This window comes from Pseudomonas costantinii, assembly GCF_001870435.1.
GTDB lineage: Bacteria > Pseudomonadota > Gammaproteobacteria > Pseudomonadales > Pseudomonadaceae > Aquipseudomonas > Aquipseudomonas costantinii.
Genome location: NZ_MDDR01000005.1, coordinates 250,652 through 273,423, shown reverse-complemented (window position 1 = coordinate 273,423; position 22,772 = coordinate 250,652). Strand labels below are relative to the sequence as shown.

At 60.4% G+C, this 22,772-nt stretch carries 21 protein-coding genes; 12 read left to right on the top strand and 9 right to left on the bottom strand.

Going from position 1 to position 22,772, the window contains the following annotated elements:
* The 4 genes from BFL40_RS03320 (at position 1) to BFL40_RS03305 (ending at position 3,100) form a co-directional block, all read left to right on the top strand.
* A complete protein-coding gene (locus BFL40_RS03320; RefSeq protein ID WP_060755558.1) occupies positions 1 to 402 on the top strand; it encodes an ExbD/TolR family protein in 402 nt (133 codons plus the stop codon).
* Between the two features lie 230 nt (positions 403 to 632).
* Entirely contained in the window at positions 633 to 1,214 is a 582-nt protein-coding gene (locus BFL40_RS03315) for an alpha/beta hydrolase (protein ID WP_071482520.1), read from the top strand.
* A 49-nt stretch (positions 1,215 to 1,263) separates the two neighbouring features.
* A complete protein-coding gene (locus BFL40_RS03310) occupies positions 1,264 to 2,190 on the top strand; it encodes a sigma 54-interacting transcriptional regulator (RefSeq protein WP_071482521.1) in 927 nt (308 codons plus the stop codon).
* Between the two features lie 127 nt (positions 2,191 to 2,317).
* The gene (locus BFL40_RS03305; RefSeq protein WP_071482522.1) at positions 2,318 to 3,100 is read left to right on the top strand and encodes a MetQ/NlpA family ABC transporter substrate-binding protein; all 783 of its coding nucleotides are present in this window, start codon (positions 2,318 to 2,320) and stop codon (positions 3,098 to 3,100) included.
* A gap of 133 nt (positions 3,101 to 3,233) precedes the next feature.
* On the opposite strand, the gene BFL40_RS34240 is transcribed toward BFL40_RS03305, so the two are convergent.
* Entirely contained in the window at positions 3,234 to 3,365 is a 132-nt protein-coding gene (locus BFL40_RS34240; RefSeq protein WP_256254324.1) for a hypothetical protein, read from the bottom strand.
* Positions 3,366 to 3,574: 209 nt separating this feature from the next.
* Here BFL40_RS34240 and BFL40_RS03300 point away from each other — a divergent pair, with 209 nt between their 5' ends.
* The 4 genes from BFL40_RS03300 to BFL40_RS03285 are packed head-to-tail and all read left to right on the top strand — an operon-like array spanning position 3,575 to position 6,510.
* The gene (locus BFL40_RS03300; RefSeq protein WP_071482523.1) at positions 3,575 to 4,240 is read left to right on the top strand and encodes an amino acid ABC transporter permease; all 666 of its coding nucleotides are present in this window, start codon (positions 3,575 to 3,577) and stop codon (positions 4,238 to 4,240) included.
* Positions 4,221 to 4,880, top strand: a complete 660-nt coding sequence (locus tag BFL40_RS03295; RefSeq protein WP_071482524.1) for an amino acid ABC transporter permease — start codon at positions 4,221 to 4,223, stop codon at positions 4,878 to 4,880. Before BFL40_RS03300 ends, BFL40_RS03295 begins: the two co-directional genes overlap by 20 nt.
* Positions 4,877 to 5,653 carry an amino acid ABC transporter ATP-binding protein gene (locus BFL40_RS03290; RefSeq protein WP_071482525.1) on the top strand — a complete coding sequence of 259 codons (777 nt, stop codon included), beginning with the start codon at positions 4,877 to 4,879 and terminating at the stop codon, positions 5,651 to 5,653. Before BFL40_RS03295 ends, BFL40_RS03290 begins: the two co-directional genes overlap by 4 nt.
* Complete coding sequence (locus tag BFL40_RS03285; protein ID WP_071482526.1) at positions 5,650 to 6,510, top strand: transporter substrate-binding domain-containing protein; 861 nt, start codon at positions 5,650 to 5,652, stop codon at positions 6,508 to 6,510. Before BFL40_RS03290 ends, BFL40_RS03285 begins: the two co-directional genes overlap by 4 nt.
* Positions 6,511 to 6,609: 99 nt before the next feature.
* On the opposite strand, the gene BFL40_RS03280 is transcribed toward BFL40_RS03285, so the two are convergent.
* Positions 6,610 to 7,770, bottom strand: a complete 1,161-nt coding sequence (locus BFL40_RS03280) for an AAA family ATPase (RefSeq protein WP_071482726.1) — start codon at positions 7,768 to 7,770, stop codon at positions 6,610 to 6,612.
* Positions 7,771 to 7,890: 120 nt separating this feature from the next.
* Here BFL40_RS03280 and BFL40_RS03275 point away from each other — a divergent pair, with 120 nt between their 5' ends.
* The 4 genes from BFL40_RS03275 to BFL40_RS03260 all read left to right on the top strand — a co-directional run bounded on the left by BFL40_RS03275 (position 7,891) and on the right by BFL40_RS03260 (position 15,401).
* Positions 7,891 to 8,973 carry an efflux RND transporter periplasmic adaptor subunit gene (locus BFL40_RS03275; RefSeq protein ID WP_071482527.1) on the top strand — a complete coding sequence of 361 codons (1,083 nt, stop codon included), beginning with the start codon at positions 7,891 to 7,893 and terminating at the stop codon, positions 8,971 to 8,973.
* Positions 8,970 to 10,040, top strand: a complete 1,071-nt coding sequence (locus BFL40_RS03270; RefSeq protein ID WP_071482528.1) for an efflux RND transporter periplasmic adaptor subunit — start codon at positions 8,970 to 8,972, stop codon at positions 10,038 to 10,040. Before BFL40_RS03275 ends, BFL40_RS03270 begins: the two co-directional genes overlap by 4 nt.
* Positions 10,037 to 13,090 carry an efflux RND transporter permease subunit gene (locus tag BFL40_RS03265; RefSeq protein ID WP_071482529.1) on the top strand — a complete coding sequence of 1,018 codons (3,054 nt, stop codon included), beginning with the start codon at positions 10,037 to 10,039 and terminating at the stop codon, positions 13,088 to 13,090. The genes BFL40_RS03270 and BFL40_RS03265 overlap by 4 nt, the downstream gene beginning before the upstream one ends.
* Before the next feature lie 115 nt (positions 13,091 to 13,205).
* On the top strand, positions 13,206 to 15,401 hold the full coding sequence (locus tag BFL40_RS03260; protein ID WP_071482530.1) for a glycoside hydrolase: 2,196 nt from the start codon (positions 13,206 to 13,208) through the stop codon (positions 15,399 to 15,401).
* A 105-nt stretch (positions 15,402 to 15,506) separates the two neighbouring features.
* On the opposite strand, the gene BFL40_RS03255 is transcribed toward BFL40_RS03260, so the two are convergent.
* From BFL40_RS03255 to BFL40_RS03225, 7 genes are all read right to left on the bottom strand, one after another.
* Positions 15,507 to 16,133 (bottom strand): class I SAM-dependent methyltransferase, encoded by a 627-nt coding sequence (locus BFL40_RS03255; protein WP_071482531.1) that lies wholly within the window; start codon positions 16,131 to 16,133, stop codon positions 15,507 to 15,509.
* A gap of 39 nt (positions 16,134 to 16,172) precedes the next feature.
* Positions 16,173 to 16,817, bottom strand: a complete 645-nt coding sequence (locus BFL40_RS03250; protein WP_071482532.1) for a methionine ABC transporter permease — start codon at positions 16,815 to 16,817, stop codon at positions 16,173 to 16,175.
* Positions 16,807 to 17,922, bottom strand: a complete 1,116-nt coding sequence (locus BFL40_RS03245; RefSeq protein WP_071482533.1) for a methionine ABC transporter ATP-binding protein — start codon at positions 17,920 to 17,922, stop codon at positions 16,807 to 16,809. The genes BFL40_RS03250 and BFL40_RS03245 overlap by 11 nt, the downstream gene beginning before the upstream one ends.
* A 2-nt stretch (positions 17,923 to 17,924) precedes the next feature.
* Positions 17,925 to 18,734 (bottom strand): MetQ/NlpA family ABC transporter substrate-binding protein, encoded by an 810-nt coding sequence (locus tag BFL40_RS03240; RefSeq protein WP_071482534.1) that lies wholly within the window; start codon positions 18,732 to 18,734, stop codon positions 17,925 to 17,927.
* A 149-nt stretch (positions 18,735 to 18,883) separates the two neighbouring features.
* Positions 18,884 to 20,236: an LLM class flavin-dependent oxidoreductase gene (locus tag BFL40_RS03235; RefSeq protein ID WP_071482535.1), complete on the bottom strand. Its 1,353-nt coding sequence runs from the start codon at positions 20,234 to 20,236 to the stop codon at positions 18,884 to 18,886.
* Complete coding sequence (locus tag BFL40_RS03230) at positions 20,237 to 21,430, bottom strand: SfnB family sulfur acquisition oxidoreductase (RefSeq protein WP_071482536.1); 1,194 nt, start codon at positions 21,428 to 21,430, stop codon at positions 20,237 to 20,239.
* Positions 21,431 to 21,454: 24 nt separating this feature from the next.
* A complete protein-coding gene (locus BFL40_RS03225; RefSeq protein ID WP_071482537.1) occupies positions 21,455 to 22,696 on the bottom strand; it encodes an SfnB family sulfur acquisition oxidoreductase in 1,242 nt (413 codons plus the stop codon).
* Positions 22,697 to 22,772 lie beyond the last annotated feature (76 nt).

The window sequence follows — 22,772 nt, the reverse complement described above, 5'->3', positions numbered from 1 at the left end:
ATGGCCTTCTCCACGCAAGACAGCGATGAGGTGCTGAGCGAAATCAACGTCACACCGTTGGTGGACGTGATGCTGGTACTGCTGGTGGTGTTTATCGTCACCGCGCCGCTGCTGACCAACGCGATTCCAATCAACCTGCCCAAGACCCAGGCTGTGGCCCCGGTGGAGCAGAAGGACCCGCTGGTGGTAAGCATCGATGGCGCCGGCAAACTGTTTATCAACAAGGACGAAATCCAGCCGGACTTGCTGGAATTCAACCTGCAGGCGGCCAAGGCCAAGGACCCCGATGTGCGGGTGCAACTGCAGGCCGATGATGGAGTGAACTACGGCGAAGTGGCGCGAGCCATGGCGTCTATCGAGCGCGCGGGGATTACCAAGCTGTCGGTGATTACTGCACGTTAGTTTCAAATGCCTCGACAATTTTTTGGCCGTCTCCTTGGCAGGGTGCGGCCTTTTTTTTGCCTGCGATTTAACAAACGCCGCGATCCACAATGTGAAGCCAGCGCTCACATTTTTGATTCTGGGTGTTTTTGAGTTTTTGGTTATTAATAAATAGCTTCTTATTCCTTAACGAATATAAACCGCGTCCCTATACTGTTCAGCAACGTTAAACGCTGCAGGAGGGCACACCCATGCACAGCGAGTCGATTCGTTATCTGATCGTGCCGGGCTGGCAAGGATCGCCAGAAGATCATTGGCAAAGTCATTGGCAGAACAGCCTGCCCAACAGTGCGCGCGTGGAGCAGGCCGATTGGCTGACCCCGCGCCGCGAAGACTGGGTGGCCGCGCTGGCCGAGGCCATCGCCGCCGACAGTACTCCCGTTATCCTGATCGCCCACAGCCTGGGCTGCATCACCGTTGCCCATTGGGCTGCCACCGCTCCCGTGCAGTTTTTGCGTCAAGTACGCGGCGCCTTGCTGGTGGCCCCGGCGGATGTCGAACGCCCTGCCTGCTCACCGGCCTTACGTAACTTTGCGCCGATTCCGACCCATCTGTTGCCGTTTCCCAGCCAGGTCGTCAGTTCCGACAACGACAGCGCCGTCAGCGCCCCCCGGGCCCTGGAATTGGCGCGTTACTGGGGCGCCGAAGCCGGCATTTTGTCCGGTGCCGGCCATATCAATGTGAAGTCCGGTCACCAGCGCTGGGAGCAGGGCTTCGCTTACCTCTATCGCCTGCAAAACCGCCTCGAGCATCATGCTCGGCGCAGTGCCTAAAAATTTTTCAACGCCCCGTCCCTGAGTGGATTTGGGGCGGGAGCCTGCCATGAGTCTGCATGAAACCTACGGTCAGCCACTGCTGACCTTCCCCGACGCCGAAAAAAGCCCGTTGAGCATCCGCGCCAAGGCGCTGGTATTCGTCGACCCGCGTTCGCGCCAACTGCGCGAAGACCTGGAAAGCCTCGCACCGCGTGCCTTGCCCGTGCTGATTCGTGGCGAGACCGGCAGCGGTAAAGAGTTGCTGGCGCGGCATATCCACCGTGGCAGCGATCGTACCGGGCTGTTTGTCTCGGTCAATTGTGGTGCGATCAGCCCCACTTACGCCGATGCGGAGTTGTTCGGCTATGCCGCAGGTAGTCACAGTGGTGCGGCCAGCAGCCGGGCGGGGTGGTTTGGTTCGGCCAACGGCGGCACCTTGTACCTGGATGAGATCGGCGATTTGCCGTTGCCGATCCAGGTCAAATTGCTCGCGGCCCTAGAGAACCACGAAGTCACCCGCGTCGGTGCCCATCAGCCAAGCCCGGTGGACGTGCGCCTGGTCGCGGCGACCAGCATCGACTTGGCTCAGGCCGTGGCGGCAGGCAAGTTTCATGAGCGTTTGTTCCACTACTTGAGCGAAGGTCAACTGGACCTGCCTGCGCTGCGCGAGCGTGTCGGCGACATCCTATCCCTGGCTGAATATTTTCTTGGCATCTACAGCCAGCGTCTGGACCTGCCGGTGCCGCTGATCAGCGATGCCGCCCAGCACGTGCTGGAACACCACAGTTGGCCGGGCAATACCCGCGAGCTGGAAAACGTTATTCACTTTGCGTTACTGGTCAGCAGCGGCGATGAGATTTTGCCCGAGCATCTGAATTTGCCGGTGGCGGGTTCGCCGCTGGAGCAAGTGCAGCGGATTTTCGAGAGCGCCAGCCCTGCGGAGCAGGACATATTGCGTAAATTTCTGTATGAACAAAATGGAATATCAACGTGAATAAAAGATATTGTTCGGGAATAAAAAATCTAGGTATTGTCACTCCCACGCCGCGATAGCACTTCGCTGGCACACCTCATAAAAATGGTCGTCAGAGACGCCCCCGGAATTCCGATAAGGACACTGCATGAAAAAGGTTCTGTTGTTTACCGCACTGGCGGCTGCCCTGACTGCAAGCTTTGCGCAAGCCAACGAGAAACTGGTCGTAGCCGCGACCCCAATTCCGCACGCCGAGATCCTTGAGCTGATCAAGCCGACCCTGGCCAAAGAAGGCGTGGACCTGGAAATCAAAGTCTTCACCGACTATGTACAGCCAAACGTGCAAGTGGCCGAGAAGCGCCTGGACGCCAACTACTTCCAGACCCTGCCGTACCTGCAAAACTTCAACAAGGGTAAGGGCACCAACCTGGTCACCGTGGTCGGCGTGCACGTTGAACCGTTCGGCGGTTACTCGAAAAAGATCAAAAATATTTCTGAGCTCAAAGATGGCGCCACCGTTGCCATCCCGAACGAAGGCTCCAACAGCGGCCGCGCTCTGTTGCTGTTGCAGAAGGCTGGTGTGATCACCCTGAAAGACCCGACCAATGCCCTGGCCACGCCGAAAGACATCGCCAGCAACCCGAAACACCTGAAATTCAAAGAGCTGGAATCGGCCCTGCTGCCACGCGTGCTGGACCAGGTTGACCTGGACTTGATCAACACCAACTACGCCTTGGAAGCTGGCCTGAACCCAGCCAAAGACGCACTGATCATTGAAGACTCGAAGTCGCCATACGTGAACTTCCTGGTCGCCCGCCCAGACAACAAGGACAGCGACGCTATCCAGAAACTGGCCAAAGCCCTGACCAGCCCGGAAGTCAAAGCCTTCATCGACAAGAAGTACAACGGCGCTGTAGTGCCTGCGTTCTGATGTAACCCCAAACCCCCTTCAAGGTTTGAACGCCGACGGCTTTTATAGCGTCGGCGTTTTTTATGGCCGCCCTGAAATGATCATTCCCACGCTCTGCGTGGGAATGCCTCCTGTGACGCTCCGCGTCACGACGTTAGAGCGGACGCAGAGCGTCCTGAGCTGCATTCCCACGCAGAGCGTGGGAACGATCAGGGTGAATGGCTCTGCTCAACGCCACCAACCACTTCACCAGCTCCTGCGGATCAATCGGTTTCGCTTCGTTCATCATTCGTTCCCTCGAATCATTGACCCCCTACCATAGCCGTCACCCAGCAAACCCGCGAATCCGGGGGTTATCTTTTTGGGTGATATCAATATGCTATTTGGGTATTTAAATTTTACTTTTTATACCTTTAAAGTTCGCGCTACCCGGCGTTACCCACGCCGGATTGAACTGCGCTCGCTGCATTACCCTTGCGGCGATATGGACTGCAAATGACCTTCGATTTCGCATTTATCCTCAGCACCTTGCCGGCGTTTCTCAAGGCCGTGGGGGTGACGCTGCAAGTGGGCCTGATCGCCATTGCCACCTCGTTGCTGGTGGCGCTGATCAACGCGGCGCTGCTGGTGTTTCGCACGCCGTACCTGTCGCGCCTGGTGGCGTTGTATGTGGAGCTGGCGCGTAACACGCCGCTGCTGATCCAACTGTTCTTCGTGTACTTCGCCTTGCCGGCCCTGGGTTTCAATATCTCTGGGTTCTGGGCGGCTATCATCACCATGACCTTTCTGGGTGGCGCCTACCTCACCGAGGTGCTGCGCGCCGGTGTGGAAGCGGTGCCGTTGGCGCAGATCGAGTCGGGCAAATCCATCGGCTTGTCTGACTGGCAGTTGTTGCGCCACGTGATCCTGCCCCAGGCCGGCATCCTCAGCCTGCCTGCGCTGTTCGCCAATTTCATCTTCCTGCTCAAGGAGACCACCGTGGTCTCCGCCGTGGCGGTGCCGGAGATTCTCTACACCATCAAGAGCTACATCGCCCTCTACTACAAGACCTACGAAATGCTCGCCGTGCTGACGTTGATTTGCGTGCTGCTGTTTTTGCCGCTGTCGCTGCTGCTCAGCCGCCTGGAAAGGAGGCTCCAGCATGGCCAGTTCGGGTCTTGAGTTGTTGTGGGTGTCGTTGCCGCAGTTGGGCAAGGGCGCTGCGCAAACCCTGTCGATTTCTTTTTTGAGCATCGCCTTCAGCACCGTTGGCGGCGTGTTGTATGGCGTGCTGCGCACCTTGAATAACAAGGCGATCAACCTGGTGCTGCGGATTTACCTGGAGCTGTTCCGGGCGATTCCGGTGCTGGTGTGGTTGTACCTGCTGTTTTTCGGCCTGCCGATTTTCTTCGGGTTGAGCATCCCGAGCTTCTGGTGCGCAGTGCTGGTGCTGTCGTTGTGGGGCGCTAGCGAGGTGGGCGAAGTGGTGCGCGGTGCGTTGCATTCGCTGCCGCGAGGCCAGCGTGAGGCTGGGTTGTCGATTGGCCTGTCCGACCCGCAGTTGTACGGCTACGTGCTGCTGCCCCAGGCGCTGAAACGCATGACGCCACCGACCATCAACGTCTACACGCGGATCATCAAGACCAGCTCGCTGGCGGTGCTGATCGGCGTGGTGGACGTGATCAAGGTCGGCCAGCAAATCATCGAACGCACCTATGAGTCGGTACTGATCTACGGCGTGCTATTCCTGTTTTTCTTCTTTATTTGCTACCCGTTGTCGGCCGCCTCCAAGGTGCTGGAACGGCGCTGGGCCCAAGCATGAGTGGATTGATCGAGTTCCAGGGTTTCAATAAATTTTTCGGCGAACAGCAGGTGCTCAAGGGCATCGACCTGAGTGTGCAAAGCGGCGAAGTGGTGGTGATCCTCGGCCCCAGCGGTTGCGGCAAAAGCACCTTGTTGCGCTGCCTCAACGGTTTGGAAGTGGCCCACAGCGGCAGCCTGCGCTTCGCCGGTAAAGAGTTGTTGAACAAGGCCACCGACTGGCGCCAAGTGCGCCAGGACATCGGCATGGTGTTCCAGAGCTACCACCTGTTCCCGCACATGAGCGTGCTCGACAACATCCTGCTCGGCCCGCTGAAAGTGCAAAAGCGCGACCCGCGCGAAGCCCGCGACCAGGCAGAAAAATTGCTGGAGCGCGTAGGCCTTGCCGACAAGCGCGACGCCTTCCCGCGTCAGCTCTCCGGCGGCCAGCAGCAGCGCATCGCTATCGTCCGCTCGCTGTGCATGAACCCCCAGGTGATGCTGTTTGATGAAGTCACCGCCGCCCTCGACCCGGAAATGGTCAAGGAGGTGCTGGAAGTGATCCAGGGCTTGGCGCGCGATGGCATGACCTTGCTGATCGTCACCCACGAAATGGCCTTCGCCCGCGCGGTCGCCGACCGCGTGGTGTTTATGGAGGCCGGTCGCATCCTCGAACAAAACACCCCCGAAGAATTCTTTACGAACCCGCAAACCGCACGCGCGCAGCAGTTCCTGGAGAAGTTCTCCTTTGTTTCAACACTGCCCAAGAAAACCAAGGAACTGGAGCTGATATGAAAACTGCCAAGTTGTTATTCCCATTGTTTGCCCTCGCATTGCTGGCTGGCTGCAATAAAAAGGCCGAAGAGCCCGCAAAACCAGTTGCTGCTGCGGCGAGCTACATCGACAAAATCAAGGCGCGCGACAAGCTGATCGTCGGCGTGTTTACCGACAAACCGCCGTTCGGCTTTGTGAACGAAGCGGGTCGTTATGTTGGCTTTGATACCGACATCGGCCGCCAATTTGCCAAGGACTTGCTGGGTGATGAAAACAAGGTTGAGTTCGTTGCCGTGGAACCGGCCAGCCGTATTCCGTTCCTGCAAAGCGACAAGGTCGACCTGATCCTCGCCAACATGACCGTGACGCCTGAGCGCAAAGAAGCGGTGGACTTCACCAACCCCAACCTGAAAGTTGCGGTACAGGCTTTGGTGCCGAAGGACAGCGCGGTGAAAAGCCTGGATGACTTGGCCACCCGCACCACCATCGTGACCACCGGCACCACCGCCGATATCTGGCTGACCAAGAACCACCCGGATTGGAAACTGCTCAAGTTCGAGAAAAACTCCGAGTCGTTGCAAGCGTTGTCCGCTGGCCGTGGTGATGCTTACGCGCAAGACAACCTGGTGCTGTTCAGCTGGGCCAAGCAGAACCCGGGCTACCGCGTGCTGGATCAGAAACTCGGTGATGAAGCGCCGATTGCTCCGGCGGTGAAGAAGGGCAATATCGAACTGCGCGACTGGGTGAATGCCGAGTTGGCGAAGCTGGGTGAGGAGAAGTTTTTGCTCAAGCTTTACGACCAGTACGTGCGTAAAGAGCTGAGCGATGACACCAAGCCTGAGAGTGTGATTGTTGAGGGCGGTAAGTGGCAGGGCTGATATAGCTATCGCAGGCAAGCCAGCTCCCACAGTTTGATGTGTGAATACATTCAAATGTGGGAGCTGGCTTGCCTGCGATGAGGCCGGTACAGGCAACACCTATTCGGGCCATTGCCAAGCCGGCGCATCCAAAATCCCCTGCCCAACAATCTGGGTCTGCCCCAGCACCTTCTCCAACACAATCGAATTACACCCTTCATCCTGTTGCAACGCCGCAATCAACCGACTGGCGTGGGACACCACCCACACCTGACAGTGTTGGGACACCTGAATAATCAAGCGCGCCAACGCAGGCAGCAAATCCGGATGCAAGCTGGTCTCCGGTTCGTTCAGCACCATCATCGTCGGTGGCCTCGGCGTCAGCAGTGCCGCGATCAGCAGCAGGTAACGCAAGGTGCCGTCCGATAACTCCGCCGCTGATAACGGCCGCAGCAAACCTTCCTGATAAAACTCAATGGCAAAGCGCGCACCCTGCAACGGCTGGATTTCCAGGCGCGCCCCCGGAAACGCATCGCTTACCGCCCGTTGCAAGGCCTCGGGATCGCCAATTTCGCGGATGGTCTGCAACGCCGCCGCCAGGTCACGCCCATCGTGATGCAGCACCGGCGTGCGCGTGCCCAACTGCGGTTGGCGTACGGGTGCATCGGCGTCGCTGCGAAAGTGATCATAGAAGCGCCAGCGACGAATGCTTTCCCGCAGCACCAGCACTTCCGGCGAACCGCGTAAACTGCCGACCTGGTCGAACAGGCTGCTGTACTCCGGCGTGTGTTGGGCCAAAACATCCCAGGCGCGACCGTCGCGGGCGCGGATCATTGGGCCTGAGCGCTGCACCAGCAGGCTGGCCGGTCGGTACAGGTGGCCGGCCCAGATGCATTCTTTTTTGATCTCCGGGTCCAGGATAAAAGCGGACATAGCTTTTGGCGGCAAGCCCAAGGAGATGGCGTAGCTGAAATCTTCGCCGGCGAACCCCAGTCGCAAGCGTTTATTGGGCTGTGGAACCGCCGCCCGTACCGCCACTTCACCATTGGGCATGCGTTGGTTGATGGTTTCCGGCCCGGCCCAGAACGTAGAATCCAGCCCGCCTTCACGCGCCAGCGCATTGATCACCCCGCCCTGGGCGGTTTCCGCCAGCAGGCGCAAGGCGCGGTACAAGTTGGACTTGCCGCTGCCATTGGGGCCGGTGACCAGGTTCAGTCGGTCCAGGGGCACCACTAATTTATTGATCGAGCGGTAGTTGGCTACCGCGAGGGTCTTGAGCATGGGCATTTAGTCAGCGTGGGAACCTTTGGAGTATGGGATCCTCCATGCAGATAAGGAACCCTGATCTAAGCTCACAATCGCATACACTCTGGCACATCGCGTCACGCAAAAGGAGCCTGCATGGGCGGTCGTACTTTCACACTTATCTTCGGACTTGGCCTACTGACGCTACTGAGCGGCTGTGGTGAGAAAAAGGCCGAACCCAAAGAACATTCACGGGTGTTTGTGCAGACCGTGCAATCGACGGATTTTGCCGCGGCGGTCACCCTGACGGGGGACATCCAGGCTCGTGTGCAAACCGATTTATCCTTCCGCGTGGGTGGCAAGATCATCCAACGCATGGTGGATGTGGGTGACCGGGTGAGCGCCAAGCAAGTGCTGGCCAAGCTCGATCCCAAGGATTTGCAGACCAACGTCGATTCCGCCCAGGCTCAGGTCGTGGCCGAGCAGGCGCGGGTCAAGCAGACGGCTGCCGCGTTTGTGCGCCAGGAAAAACTGCTGCCCAAGGGCTACACCAGCCGCAGCGAATACGACGCCGCCCAGGCCGCGCTACGCAGTAGCCAAAGCGCGCTGACTGCCGCCCAGGCCCAGTTGGCCAATGCCCGCGAACAACTCGGCTATACCTCGCTGATCGCCGAGGCGCCTGGCGTGATTACCGCGCGCCAGGCCGAAGTCGGCCAGGTAGTGCAGGCCACCGTGCCGATTTTCAGCCTGGCCCGCGATGGCGAGCGCGATGCGGTGTTCAATGTCTATGAATCGCTGCTGGTGGAGCCGCCGCCGGATGCGCCGATCACCGTCAGCCTGCTGGATAACCCCAGCATCAAGGCCGTGGGCAAAGTCCGCGAAGTCACCCCCGCCGTGGCCGCCAATACCGGCACCGTACAAGTGAAAATCGCCCTGCAAGCCTTGCCCAAAGGCATGGAACTGGGTTCGGTGGTGAGTGCCACCGCCAATGGCCCGGCCAAGCCCAGCATCGAATTGCCGTGGTCGGCGTTGACCAAAGACCTCAACGAACCCGCCGTGTGGCTGATTGACGGCGATGGCCAGGCGCAACTGCACAAGGTCACTGTGGCGCGCTACCTCACCGGCAAGGTGATTATTAGCGATGGCCTTAAAGGTGGCGAAAAAGTCGTGGTGGCCGGTGGGCAATTGCTCCATCCGGGGATGATCGTCGAGATCGCCCAGCAAGGAGTTCAGCCATGAAGCGCCTGACGGTCATACTCGCCGCCAGCTTGTTGCTGGTGGCCTGCTCCAAGCAAGAACCACCAGCCGAACCTGTGCGCCCGGTGTTGTCCATGGAAGTGAAGGCCGAAGACCAGGAAAACCTTGGCCGCTTCGCCGGTACCATCCAGGCCCGCTACGAAAGCAACTTGGGTTTTCGCGTGCCCGGCCGCATCGCCCGCCGCGCCGTGGATGTGGGTGCCGAGGTGCAGAAGGGCGCCTTGCTCGCGGTGCTCGACCCCACCGATCAACAAAACCAACTGCGTGTCGCCCAAGGCGATCTTGCCCGCGTGCAAGCGCAGTTCATCAATGCCCAAGCCAACGCCCGTCGCCAGCAGGAGTTGTTCAACCGTGGTGTCGGCGCTCAAGCTCAACTGGATGTGGCCCAGACTGACCTGAAAACCACTCAAGCCTCCCTTGATCAAGCCCAAGCATCAGTCAACCAAGCTAAAGACCAACTCAATTACGCCGAACTGCGCACCGACCACGCCGGCATCGTCACCGCTTGGAGCGCCGAGGCCGGCCAGGTGGTCAATGCCGGTCAGCAAGTGGTGACCCTGGCCCGCCCGGATATCAAGGAAGCGGTGATCGACCTGCCCGCCGGGCTGGCCGAACGCCTGCCACCGGACGTGGTGTTCCTGGTTGCCGGGCAGCTCGACCCGAGCGTCAACACTACCGCCATCGTGCGCGAGATTGAGCCCCAGGCTCAAAGCGCCACACGCACTCGCCGCGCCCGCCTGACCCTGGCCGAAACGCCTGCTGCGTTTCGCCTTGGCACGGCGATCAGCGTGACCTTGAGCACGGCCATCGCGCCACGCATCGAAGTGCCCCTCAGTGCCTTGCAGGAAGTCGACGGCAAGACCCGCATCTGGCTCCTCGACACCCAAAGCCAAACCGTGCAACCGCGCGACGTCACGCTGATCAGCCGCGACGCCGACAGTGCCTCTCTCAACGGCGGCGTCAAACCCGGCGAGCGCATCGTTACCGCTGGCGTGAACAGCCTGAAACCTGGGCAAAAAGTCAAAATCGACGAGGACAGCCCGCGATGAAAGGGAGCTTCAACTTATCCGACTGGGCCCTCAAGCATCAGTCCTTCGTTTGGTACCTGATGTTCGTCGCGCTGCTGATGGGCGTGTTCTCGTACATGAACCTGGGCCGTGAGGAAGATCCCTCGTTCACCATCAAGACCATGGTGATTCAGACCCGCTGGCCGGGCGCGACCCAGGAAGAAACCCTCAAGCAGGTCACCGACCGCATCGAGAAAAAACTCGAAGAGCTGGACTCCCTCGACTACGTGAAAAGCTACACCCGGCCGGGTGAGTCCACGGTGTTTGTGTTCCTCAAGGACACCACCAGCGCCAAGGACATTCCCGAGATCTGGTACCAGGTGCGCAAGAAGATCGACGATATTCGCGGCACCTTCCCCCAGGGGTTGCAGGGGCCGTCGTTTAACGATGAGTTCGGTGATGTGTTCGGCTCGGTGTACGCCTTTACCGGTGACGGCCTGTCGATGCGCCAACTGCGCGACTATGTAGAGCAGGTGCGCGCCGAGATTCGTTCGGTGCCGGGGCTGGGCAAGGTCGAGATGATCGGCCAGCAGGACGAAGTGATTTACCTGAACTTCTCCACGCGCAAACTCGCGGCACTGGGCATTGATCAGCGCCAAGTCGTACAAAGCCTGCAATCGCAAAACGCCGTGACCCCGGCCGGGGTGATCGAGGCCGGGCCGGAGCGGATTTCCGTGCGCACCTCGGGGCAGTTCGCTTCGGAGAAGGACCTGGCCAACGTCAACCTGCGGCTCAATGACCGTTTCTACCGGCTGGCAGATATCGCCGATATCAGCCGTGGCTACGTCGATCCTGCGCGGCCGCTGTTTCGCTTCAACGGTAAACCGGCGATCGGTCTGGCCATTGCCATGCAGAAGGGCGGCAATATCCAGTCGTTCGGCAAGGCTCTGCACGAACGCATGGACGAGCTGACGGCTGACCTGCCGGTGGGCGTCGGCGTGCACAAGGTTTCCGACCAGGCGGAGGTGGTGGAGGAGGCCGTCGGCGGCTTCACCAGCGCGCTGTTTGAAGCGGTGATCATCGTGCTGGTGGTGAGCTTTGTCAGCCTCGGCATGCGCGCCGGGTTGGTGGTGGCGTGCTCGATCCCGTTGGTGCTGGCGCTGGTGTTTGTGTTTATGGAGTACAGCGGCATCACCATGCAGCGCGTGTCGCTGGGCGCGCTGATCATCGCCCTCGGCTTGCTGGTGGACGATGCGATGATCACGGTGGAGATGATGATCACGCGCCTGGAAAAAGGCGAAACCAAGGAGCAGGCCGCCACTTACGCCTACACCTCTACGGCGTTCCCGATGCTCACCGGTACGCTGGTGACCGTGGCCGGTTTCGTGCCGATCGGCCTCAACGCCAGTTCGGCGGGCGAATACACGTTCACCCTGTTCGCGGTGATTGCCGTGGCCATGTTGGTGTCGTGGGTGGTGGCGGTGCTGTTTGCGCCGGTGATTGGCGTGCATATCCTCAGCGCCAACGTGAAGCCGCATGACGCCGAGCCTGGGCGCATTGGCCGTGTGTTTAATGGCGGCATGCTCTGGGCCATGCGCAACCGCTGGTGGGCGATCGGCATCACCGTGGCGCTGTTTGTGGCGTCGGTGTTCTCCATGCAGTTTGTGCAGAACCAGTTCTTCCCGTCGTCGGACCGCCCGGAAATTCTGGTCGACCTCGACCTGCCGCAAAACGCTTCGATCAATGAAACCCGCAAAGTCGTCGATCGACTTGAAGCGATCATCAAGGACGACCCGGATATCGCGCGCTGGAGTACCTACATCGGCCAGGGCGCGATTCGTTTTTATCTGCCCCTCGACCAGCAACTGGAAAACCCCTACTACGCGCAGCTGGTCATTGTGAGTAAGGGCCTGAAAGAGCGCGGCGCCTTGATTGAGCGTCTGCAAAAGCACCTGCGCGATGATTTTGTCGGCATTGGTGGCTTTGTGCAGCCGCTGGAAATGGGCCCACCGGTTGGGCGGCCGATTCAGTATCGCGTCTCCGGCAAAGACATCGACCAGGTACGCAAGCACGCCATCGAACTGGCGACCCTGCTCGATCAGAACACCCACATGGGCGAGATCATCTACGACTGGAACGAGCCGGGCAAAGTGCTGCGGGTCGACATTGCCCAGGACAAGGCGCGGCAACTGGGGCTGTCATCGGAAGACGTGGCGCAACTGATGAACAGCGTGGTCAGCGGCGCTTCGGTGACCCAGGTGCACGACGATATTTACCTGATCAACGTGGTCGGCCGTGCCGAAGATGCCGAGCGTGGTACGCCGGAAACCTTGCAGAACCTGCAGATCGTCACGCCCAACGGCACCTCGATTCCGCTGCTGGCTTTTGCCACCGTGCGCTATGAATTGGAGCAGCCGCTGGTGTGGCGCCGTGACCGCAAACCGACCATCACCATCAAGGCCTCGGTGCGCGATGAGATGCAGCCCACCGACTTGGTGAAACAGCTGGCGCCGACCATTGAGAAATTCAGCGAGGGCCTGCCGGTGGGCTACAAGGTCGCCACTGGCGGTACCGTGGAAGAAAGCGGCAAGGCCCAGGGGCCTATCGCCAAGGTGGTGCCGCTGATGCTGTTTCTGATGGCCACGTTCCTGATGATTCAACTGCACAGCGTGCAGAAAATGTTCCTGGTGGCGAGTGTCGCGCCGTTGGGACTCATCGGCGTGGTGCTGGCGCTGATCCCGACGGGTACGCCCATGGGCTTTGTGGCGATCCTGGGTATTCTGGCGCTGATCGGCATCATCATCCGCAACTCGGTGATTCTGGTGACGCAGATCCATGAATTTGAGCTGGCGGGTTACACGCCGTGGGATGCCGTGGTGGAAGCCACCGAGCATCGGCGCCGGCCGATCCTGCTCACCGCAGCCGCAGCCAGCCTGGGCATGATCCCCATCGCCCGTGAAGTGTTCTGGGGGCCGATGGCTTACGCGATGATTGGCGGGATCATCATCGCGACCTTGCTGACGCTGCTGTTCCTGCCGGCGCTGTATGTGGCCTGGTACAAGATTCGCGAGCCGAAAAAACAAGAGGTTTGACCTGTTAAGCCTTCCTGCAAGGATGTGGGAAGGCTCTTGGAAACACTTTCGAGACATTTTCCTGCCGCTATTTGTTTTACCCTCCGGGCCTGTTCCTGTTTGGAAGGCCTGCGTCATGCGCTTTATTTTTCTGATATTTAGCCTGCTGCTTTCGCCTTTGGCCTTTGCCGATACGGTGTTGGAAAACGCCCTGTGGCGCGTCGACCTCGACCCCGCCACGCTGGCGCTGCGCGTCACGCCAGCCGGTGAGGCCTCGGTGCAGGCCTCCAACGGTATTACGGCGCATGCCGTCAGCGAACTGCAGGCCGCTGCTGAGCAGGCCACTTGGCAATGGGACAGCGGCGCCTATCGCCTGACCGCGCGCCTTGAGCAGCGCGACCTTCACCTGACTATCAATGCACGCGAGCCGGGCGAATTGCCCCTGCTGCATCAACCCGCCCAGGCCATGGGAAAAGGCTTGATCTGGCCCTTGGCCGAAGGGCATTACGTACCCGCAGGCAATACCGTGTGGAAGGCGTTTTTGCTGGAGCAGGGCGAGGTCAACACCACGCAGGACCTTAGCCTGCCGTTGTGGGGCGTGGATCACGGCAGCTTCACCTTGAGCTGGCTGCTGACCAACCCTTACAACAACCGTTTGCAGTGGCAGGCCGACGGTGAGGGGCTGGCGCTTTCCTTGGCCCATGAATTTACCCGTCTTGAACCTACGGCACCCATGACCCTCAGCCTGCACCTGGGCGGCGCCGACCCATTGGCCGGTGCCAAGCGTTATCTCCAGTGGCTGGTGGAGCAGGGCCGTTATGAACCGTTGGCAGACAAACTGCGGCAAACGCCCGAGGCTGAAAAACTGCTGGGCGCCAGCCATGTGTATCTGTGGGGCAATGACCTGCTGGGGTTGGATGATGTGCGTGATTGGCCGCTGCTGCTCGAGCGCTTGCGCGGTCATGAACTCAAGGGTTTGTTGGATAAGGAAGCCGCAAAGGTCCTGGCGCAGACCACTGCGTTGAATCGCTATGAGCAGACCGTGTTGCTGCGCAGCCTCAACGCGGCGATCAACAAGAAGGCCCGACAGGCTTGGCAAGTGGATGAACCGGACATGACACGCCTCGCCGCCCGCTACGGTGAGCTGCGCCATGAATTGTCTGTGGCGTTTGCGGGAGCTTTGAGCAACACCCCTGAGGCCTGGGGCAGCACCCTGTCGGCCAAGACCGTTAAATCCCTCAAGGACGCCGGGCTCCAGCGTTTACTGCTGACCTTGGGCGAAGGCTGGGAAGGCGGCCTCTGGCACCCCGAGGCGATTCGCGCAGGTGTCGACGCGGGTTACCTGATGGCGCCCTACGACTCCTATGAAACCGCGTTATCCGCCACCGAAAACCCGGACTGGACCACCGCCCACCTGGGCAGCAAGGCCTATCGCAACTGCGCGATTGTGTTGAAAGACGGCAAGCTGAAAACCGGCTTCCAGCAATCCGGTCACTACACCGACCCCCGCTGCGTACGGCCTTTGCTGGAAGCGCGGGTGCAAGCAGTCCAAGCCAGGGCGGGCTTTAACGCCTGGTTCCTTGATGCCTACGCCACCAGCATGGTTTTTGACAGCTACCGTGACGGCGCCCCAATGACCCAGGCGCAAAACGCCGAAGGCAATATCGATGCGTCCCGTTGGCTCAATACTGTGCTCAAGCTGCCCGCCGGTTCCGAGGACGGTAATGCCATCACCACCCAAGGCATCTTGTTCGCCCATGGCATGCAGACGCCGGTGATGGGTTGGGGCGACCGTGAAATGACCAAGGACAAGCAGTCGCCCTATTACGTAGGCAACTGGTACCCGCCGGAGCAGCCGACGGTGTTCTTCAAACCCGTTCCGTTGAAAGAACCGTTTCGCACGGTGTATTTCGAGCCGACGATGCGCCTGCCGCTTTACCAGACGGTGTTCCACGGTTCTGTGATTACCACCCACCACTGGCTGTTCGACAGCCTCAAACTGAGCAATGTGCAGGCTGAGAATGAGCTGACCCAATTGCTCTACAACGTGCCGCCGCTGTATCACCTGAGTGCCGCGACCCTCAAGCAGCGGTTGCCGGTGATCCAGCGCCAGGACGTTTTTTTCCGCCCGTTGCATCAGCGTTTGGCAACCCAGGCTATGACGGGGTTTCGTTGGCTGACGACGGATCGGCAGGTGCAGGAGACCACGTTTGCCGATGGCACGCGGTTGGTGGCGAATTTTTCTGCAGAAGGAAGAGAGGGGTACGCTGGGCGCAGTGTGACGGCGTTGCTGGTGGGGCACAAACCTGTGGTGTATCAGGTGGATCAGTAGCGCCGCGCAGGCCTCAATCGCAGGCAAGCCAGCTCCCACACTTGGAATGCATTCCCCTGTGGGAGCTGGCTTGCCTGCGATGGGGCCAGATCAGCCAACACATCTCTATGTTTTACGCCACACACTCGCCAACCAAGGCTGCTGCTCCCGTGGCAACCCCGCTGGCCGATAGTAATGCTCCAACTCTACAAACCCGGCCGCTGTCAGCAGCGCCTGCCACGCCTCCAGGTCGTGATAAGACCCGTACCGGGGCCCATTCCACCCTTCCTGATTCTCACCCCGCGGATTGGAGCTGAACAACACGCCCCCCGGCTTCAACGCCCCATGCAGCTGTTTCAGCACACGCGGCAATTCCTGCTTGGGAATATGAAACAGCACCGCGTTGGCAAATACCCCGTCAAAGCGCTCGGGAGGCAGGTCCAGCTTCAGGAAGTCCTGCTGCAATACCTCACAACCGCTGTCCTCGCGTGCCATCTGCGCAAACCGTTCGGAGCCATCCAGCCCCACGGCGATATGCCCCATACGGGTAAACGTCTGCAAATCCCGCCCAGGCCCGCAGCCAAAATCCAATACGGTAAACGGCGCTGTACCCTGGATATGCCGCAGCAATGCGTCGATGTTCTGGCTCACATCGTGATCGCGGGTGCCTTCACGGAAATCCTCGGCCACCTTGTTGTAGTGGCCGAGGGTGGTGGAGGTGATCTGGTTGAGGTCGTCGGGCTTGAGAGTCATGGCGGGTATTACCGGGCGCTGAGATGGCCCGACTATACCTCACCGCTTGTTCAGCACCCGCGCCAACCGATCGCCGCCCAACTGAATCACCGCCACCAGAATCACCAGTAGCACGATCACGGTCAGCATGATCTGCGTATCAAACCGCTGATAGCCGTACCGGTACGCAATATCCCCCAAACCACCCGCGCCAATCGCCCCGGCCATGGCCGACGAGTTGATCATGGTTACCAGGGTGATGGTGAACCCGCCCACAATCCCCGGCAGCGCTTCCGGCAACAACACGTGCCAGATGATGTGCCAGCGGCGGCAGCCCATGGCCTGCGCGGCTTCGATCAAACCGTGGTCGACCTCGCGCAGACTCACTTCTGCGATGCGCGCAAAGAATGGCGTAGCGGCGATGGTCAGCGGCACCACAGCAGCCCACACGCCATAGGTGGTACCGACGATCAGCCGGGTAAATGGGATCAGTGCCACCATCAGAATCAGAAACGGAATCGAGCGGAACAGGTTCACAAACGCGCCCAGCACGCGGTTCAGCGCCGGTGCCTGGTAGATGCCGCCCTTGTCGCTGGTGACCAAAAACACCGCCAACGGAATCCCCACCAGCAACGCGATCAGCGATGACACACCGACCATCAACAAGGTGTCGATGGCGCCCTGCAATAAACGATCAAACCACATAGCCCAGCACCTCCACGTTTTGCGCCCAGCGCGCGGCGCGCTTGCACAGGTCTTCGGCGTCGTGAGGAGAGCCATTCACCGCCAGCAGCAGTTGCCCCAGCGCATGCCCCTGAATCCGTTCCACACCACCCTGCAGCAAGCGCACGCGACCGCCCAGGGCTCTGAACAGCGCGGCCAGGTCCGGTTCATCGGTGTCGCTGCCGGTGAACTTCAAGCGCAGCACCACTGACGCCTCAGATGATGAGGGCAGGGCCTGCAAGCGGCTTTGCAATTCTTCCGGCAAGCCATGTTGCAGCGGCGCCAGCAGTGTTTTGCTGACGTCGTGCTGCGGGTTGCCAAACACTTGCCACACCGGGCCTTGCTCGACGATGCGCCCGTGTTCGAGCACCACGACGCGGTCGCAGATGTCGCGAATCACGGCCATCTCATGGGTGATCAACACGATGGTCAGGCCCAGACGCTTGTTGATCTCACGCAGCAGGCCGAGGATCGATTGCGTGGTCTCCGGGTCGAGGGCCGAGGTGGCCTCGTCGCACAGCAGAATCTCGGGGTCGTGCACCAGCGAGCGGGCGATGCCCACGCGCTGTTTTTGCCCGCCGGAAAGCTGCGCCGGGTAGGCCTTGTGCTTGTCCTGCAACCCTACCAATTCCAGCAGCTCGCGTACTTTTTGTTCACGCTGCGGCTTGGGCACGCCGGCGACTTTGAGCGGCAACTCGACGTTCTGCCACACAGTCTTGGCCGACATCAAATTGAAGTGCTGGAAGATCATGCCGATGCGCCGACGCAGTGCCACCAGACGGTCTTCGTCGAAGTCGCCGATGTCCACCTGATCGATCAGCACACGCCCGCTGCTGGGTTGCTCAAGGCGGTTGATGGTGCGGATCAGCGAAGACTTACCGGCGCCGCTGCGGCCGATGATGCCGAACACTTCGCCGCGCTGGATCGCCAGGTCAATGCCTTGCAATGCATGCACGGTGCCGTCGTAGGTCTTGCCCAGGTTGATAAAGCGCACGTGGGCGCGGTTCAAATCAGGGTGCAGTTCTGTCTGCTCGGCGTCCCTGGGCGCTAAGCCCAGGTCGCGCAGTTGAGAGTTGGCGGCGCTCATGCTTAGCCTTCCCAGCCGACTTGGTAGAGTTTGCCGAGGGATTTATCCAGGGCGGCGCGTACCACCGGCGAATGCTGGTAGATGTCGACGAACTTGATCACGCGCGGGTCGGTTTTGCTTTTCGGCTGGATCACAAACTGGATCACGTATTCCGGGTGGTCGAGGCCGTCGAACAGCAACGCCGACTCTGCATCGAAGGTCTTGGACAGGCGGATATACGCCGGGTAGCCCTGCACCAGGTCGGCGTCGTCATAGGCGCGTACCAGTTGCACGGCCTCGACTTGCAGAATCTTGATCTTCTTCGGGTTGCTGACGATGTCTTCTTCGGTGGCCTTGTAGCCCACGCCAGGCTTGAGGGTGATCAAACCGGCCTTGGCCAGCAGTTGCAGACCGCGGCCGCTGTTGATCGGGTCGTTGGCAATCGCCACGCTGGCGCCTTGAGGCAGGTCGTTGAGGCTTTTGAACTTCTTCGAGTACAGGCCAACGTTGTTGATGATGCCCGGCGCGTACGGCACCAGGTTGAAACCTGCGGCAGCTTTAGCGTTTTCCAGGAATGGGATGTGCTGGAAGTAGTTCACGTCGATGTCGCCGGCGGCCAGGCTGACGTTCGGTGCGATCCAGTCGGTGAACTCCACCAGTTCAACTTTCAGGCCTTGCTTGCCCGCTTCTGCAACGGCGGCTTCGAGGGGAATCGCGAAGGCGGCGGTGGTGCCGATTTTCAGTGGCGCGTCGGCGGCGAACACCGCCGAGCTGAATAAACCAAAAGCCAGGGCCAGTGCTTTGACTGGGTGGGTGAGTAGTGTCTTTTTCATAATGGGTTTCCAGTCATAAGGTGTAGGTTTCAACCACTGAGATCGTTCCCATGCTCCGCGTGGGAATGCCTCTCTGGACGCTCTGCGTCCGCTCTTGGGACGCGGATCGTCCCGGGCTGCATTCCCACGCAGAGCGTGGGAACGATCAGTTAGTGTCGGTAGGTGGAGCCGGTGTGTTGTTCGGGTAGGCGGGCGCTGTTGTGGAAGACTTTTTCGCGCAACGTGCCGGTGTCATAGGCGGTCTTATACGACCCACGCTTTTGCAACTCCGGCACCACCAGATCGATGAAGTCCACATAGCTTTCCGGCGTGACAATCCGCGTCAGGTTGAAACCATCCAGCCCTGTTTCGCTGATCCACGACTCCAGTTCATCAGCCACCTGCTCAGGCGAGCCGACCAGGGTGATGTAGCGACCACCGAGGGCGTGCTGCTCGAGCAATTTGCGCCGGGTCCAGTCGTTGTTTTGCAGGTTCTTGGTGGCCGACTGGATCGCGTTGCTCTTCACGTACTGGATCGGTTCGTCCAGTTCGTACTGGGCAAAGTCGATCGCCGTGGACGCCGAGAAATGCGCTACACCTGCTTCCGGGCTGGCGTAGTTCAGGTACTCGGCGTGCTTGGCCCAGGCGAGCTCTTCGGTGGCGCCCACGATCACGTTGAGGCCCATGAACACCTTGATGTCATCCGGGTTGCGCCCGGCTTCCACGGCGCTGGCGCGCACCTTGTCCACCTGGACTTTAGTGGCGGCCTTGTTCTGTCCGCTGATAAACACGCACTCGGCATGCCGCCCGGCGAACAGCAAACCACGGTCTGAACTGCCGGCCTGGAACAGCACCGGCGTACGCTGCGGCGACGGTTCACACAGGTGATAACCCTCCACTTGGTAGAACTCGCCGTGGTGCTCAACCTTGTGCACCTTGCCCGGCTGCGCATAGACCCGTGCTTGTGGGTCGTTGACCACCGCGTCGTCTTCCCAACTGCCTTCCCAGAGTTTGTACAGCACCTCCAGGTATTCATCGGCCTGGTCATAACGGCGGTCATGCTCGACCTGCTCGGTGAGGCCCATGGCCTTGGCGGCGCTGTCGAGGTAGCCGGTGACGATGTTCCAGCCCACCCGGCCCCGGCTCAGGTGGTCGAGTGTGGACATGCGCCGGGCGAACAGATAGGGCGGCTCGTAGGTGAGGTTGGCGGTGAGGCCAAAGCCGAGGTTCTTGGTGACGGCAGCCATTGCCGACACCAGCAGCAACGGGTCATTGACCGGCAACTGGATCGACTCCTTGAGCGGTACGTCGATGGAGTTTTGATAGACGTCGTACACACCGACGATGTCGGCGATGAACAAGCCGTCGAATAGTCCACGCTCCAGTGTTTTCGCCAAATCAGTCCAGTACTCAATGCTCTTGTACTGGGTGGATGTATCCCGTGGATGCGTCCACAGGCCGTGGTTGATATGCCCGATGCAGTTCATGTTGAAGGCATTGAGCAGGATCTTTTTCTTGGCCATTCAGATGGTCCCCCGCAGTGGCGGGTTTTCATCGTTGAGGTAGTAATTGCCCACCGCGTGGTACTTCCAGCGCACCGGGTCGTGCAGGGTGTGCACGCGGGCGTTGCGCCAGTGTCGATCAAGGCCGTGTTCGGCCAGGGTCGCTTGGCTGCCGGCCAGTTCGAACAGGGTGCTGCCGGCGGCCAGGGAAATTTCGGTGCTCAAGGCGCGAACTTCGGCGACGGCAATCGAGGCGGCGGCGACGGTCTCGGCGTTGCTGTCGGCTTGGGCGCGGTCGAGGAATTCACCGGAGCGTTCCAGCAGCGCTTCGGCAGCGTGCAGGCGGATGCTCAGGTGGCCGAAGCTTTTGAGGGTCAGCGGGTCTTCGGTGGCTTTGTCGTTGCCGGAATCGATCCACGGGCGGGTCTTGGTGCGCACAAAGTGCAACGCATCTTCAAAGGCGGCGCGGGCGATACCGGTGTCGATGGCGGCGTGAAGAATTTGTGCCAGCGGGCCGACGGTGGTCGGACGCTCGAAGGCGCTTTGGAATGGGATCACGTCCTGGGCGGCGACCCACACGTTGTCGAACACCACCGAACCGCTGCCGGTGGTGCGCTGGCCGAAGCCGCTCCAGTCGTCGATCACGGTCAAGCCTTCGCTGTCGCGCGGCACGAACGCCAGTTGCTGCACGCCGTGTTCATCCACCACCGAGGTGGGGATGCGTTGCGCATAGATCGCGCCGGTGGAGTAAAACTTGCGGCCGCTGATACGGAAACCGTCGCCGTCGCGGGTGATGGAGGTCACGCGTTCGTGGGCAGTCTTGGTGCCCAGTTCCGCCAGGGCATTGCCGAAGCGTTGGCCGGCGAGGACTTCGGCATACAAGCGTTTTTGCTGCGCGGGGCTGCCATTCACGCGCAGCACTTCGAGGGCGTAGAAATGGTTTTGCGGGATCTGACCCAGCGAGGCATCCGCTTGGGCGATCAGCGCGATGACCTTGGCCAGTGTGACGTTGGACACACCCGCGCCGCCGTGTTCCTTTGGCACGCTGATACCCCACAGGCCGGAGCGCGAAAATACGTCCAGTTCAGGCAGGGGCAGACGGCGCTCGCGGTCGCGTTGGGCGCTGTCGCGGCGCAAGTCTTCGGCCAGGTCGCTGGCGACAATAAGGGCTTGTTCGTCGCTGGTGATAACCGCGACGAGAGTAGAGACAGTCATTTTGTTCTCCAGAGGTCTGGTCGGTTAAATCCAGGAGTGACGAGCAGGTAACGTGCCGTTCAAACGATAGGCACCGATGGCGTGGTATTTCCAACGAACCGGGTCGTGCAGGGTGTGCACCCGGGCGTTGCGCCAGTGACGGTCGAGGTTGAATTCGGCGAGGGTGGCGCGGCTGCCGGCCAGTTCGAAGAGTTTTTCGCTGACCAGCAGCGACACTTCGGTGGTCAGCACTTTCGCCTCGGCCACGGCAATCGACGCACGGGCGGCGGATTGCGCGGTGATCGGCGCCGCACTGATCTCGTCCAGCAGCTTACCGGCCTTGCGCAGCAGCGCCTCGGCGGCGTGCAGTTCGATTTTCAACTTGCCGATATCGGCGATCACATACAGGTCATCACTGGCCCGCTCGACCTTGGCGTCGATCCATGGGCGCGAGCGCTCACGTACGAACGCGATGGTGTCATCAAGAGCGCCACGAGCGATGCCGGCGTCGATGGCCGCCTGGATCAGTTGCGAGACGGCGCCCTGGATATTAGGGGTTTCGCCGATACGCCAATTTTCGACGACCAATTCGGCGTCGACCGGCACCTGGTTCAGCAGCACAGTGCCGCTGGCGGTGGTGCGTTGGCCGAAGCCCGACCAGTCGTCAACGATGCGCAGCCCTTCGGTGCCACGGCGCACAAACGCCATGACCTGCTTGCCGTCATCGTTCAGCGCTTTTACCGCGACCCAATGCGCAAACAGCGCGCCGGTGGAATAGAACTTCTGGCCGCTGATCACATACCCGTCGCCTTCGGCGGTGATGCGTGCCTTGAGCTCCAGGGTGTTCTTGGTACCGCGTTCCGGGCCGCCATTACCGATGCGCCAACCGTCGAGCACGCTTTGGAACAGCTGCTTTTTCTGGCGCTCGGTGGCTGCGCCTTGCAACAGGTGCAGGATGCCGAAATGGTTCTGCGGGATCTGCCCGAGGGCCGGGTCTGCCGCACTGATGATCGCGAACACGTCGGCCAGGGTGACGAACGATACCTGTGGGCCGCCGTATTCGCGGGGAATTGAAATACTGCCCAGCCCGCTGCGGGTGAACTGTTCAATCTGCGCCCACGGCAACTTGCGTTGCTGATCGCGCTTCGCGGCTTGCAGGCGCGCGGCCTGAGCCAATTCATGGGCTGCGCTCAACGCTTCGGTGTCGTTGCGCAGCACCGCAGCCGGCAACAGCAGTGGGGCTACATCCAGATCACTCTGGGGGGGGGTTAGAGCCAAGTTAGACATCAGCGCCGCTCCTTGGCTGCACGTAATGCCCTGGCGTTATGCACCGGGGTAATTCTGACCATACCGACCTCGCATT

Coding starts and splice junctions, on each gene's coding strand:
- BFL40_RS03280 (WP_071482726.1), bottom strand. CDS start 7,770: ATGCTCAAGACCCTCGCGGTAGCCAACTACCGCTCGATCAATAAATTA.
- BFL40_RS03275 (WP_071482527.1), top strand. CDS start 7,891: ATGGGCGGTCGTACTTTCACACTTATCTTCGGACTTGGCCTACTGACG.
- BFL40_RS03225 (WP_071482537.1), bottom strand. CDS start 22,696: ATGTCTAACTTGGCTCTAACCCCCCCCCAGAGTGATCTGGATGTAGCC.
- BFL40_RS03290 (WP_071482525.1), top strand. CDS start 4,877: ATGAGTGGATTGATCGAGTTCCAGGGTTTCAATAAATTTTTCGGCGAA.
- BFL40_RS03265 (WP_071482529.1), top strand. CDS start 10,037: ATGAAAGGGAGCTTCAACTTATCCGACTGGGCCCTCAAGCATCAGTCC.
- BFL40_RS03245 (WP_071482533.1), bottom strand. CDS start 17,922: ATGAGCGCCGCCAACTCTCAACTGCGCGACCTGGGCTTAGCGCCCAGG.
- BFL40_RS03305 (WP_071482522.1), top strand. CDS start 2,318: ATGAAAAAGGTTCTGTTGTTTACCGCACTGGCGGCTGCCCTGACTGCA.
- BFL40_RS03300 (WP_071482523.1), top strand. CDS start 3,575: ATGACCTTCGATTTCGCATTTATCCTCAGCACCTTGCCGGCGTTTCTC.
- BFL40_RS03320 (WP_060755558.1), top strand. CDS start 1: ATGGCCTTCTCCACGCAAGACAGCGATGAGGTGCTGAGCGAAATCAAC.
- BFL40_RS03230 (WP_071482536.1), bottom strand. CDS start 21,430: ATGACTGTCTCTACTCTCGTCGCGGTTATCACCAGCGACGAACAAGCC.
- BFL40_RS03240 (WP_071482534.1), bottom strand. CDS start 18,734: ATGAAAAAGACACTACTCACCCACCCAGTCAAAGCACTGGCCCTGGCT.
- BFL40_RS03235 (WP_071482535.1), bottom strand. CDS start 20,236: ATGGCCAAGAAAAAGATCCTGCTCAATGCCTTCAACATGAACTGCATC.
- BFL40_RS03260 (WP_071482530.1), top strand. CDS start 13,206: ATGCGCTTTATTTTTCTGATATTTAGCCTGCTGCTTTCGCCTTTGGCC.
- BFL40_RS03270 (WP_071482528.1), top strand. CDS start 8,970: ATGAAGCGCCTGACGGTCATACTCGCCGCCAGCTTGTTGCTGGTGGCC.
- BFL40_RS34240 (WP_256254324.1), bottom strand. CDS start 3,365: ATGAACGAAGCGAAACCGATTGATCCGCAGGAGCTGGTGAAGTGGTTG.
- BFL40_RS03255 (WP_071482531.1), bottom strand. CDS start 16,133: ATGACTCTCAAGCCCGACGACCTCAACCAGATCACCTCCACCACCCTC.
- BFL40_RS03250 (WP_071482532.1), bottom strand. CDS start 16,817: ATGTGGTTTGATCGTTTATTGCAGGGCGCCATCGACACCTTGTTGATG.
- BFL40_RS03295 (WP_071482524.1), top strand. CDS start 4,221: ATGGCCAGTTCGGGTCTTGAGTTGTTGTGGGTGTCGTTGCCGCAGTTG.
- BFL40_RS03310 (WP_071482521.1), top strand. CDS start 1,264: ATGAGTCTGCATGAAACCTACGGTCAGCCACTGCTGACCTTCCCCGAC.
- BFL40_RS03285 (WP_071482526.1), top strand. CDS start 5,650: ATGAAAACTGCCAAGTTGTTATTCCCATTGTTTGCCCTCGCATTGCTG.
- BFL40_RS03315 (WP_071482520.1), top strand. CDS start 633: ATGCACAGCGAGTCGATTCGTTATCTGATCGTGCCGGGCTGGCAAGGA.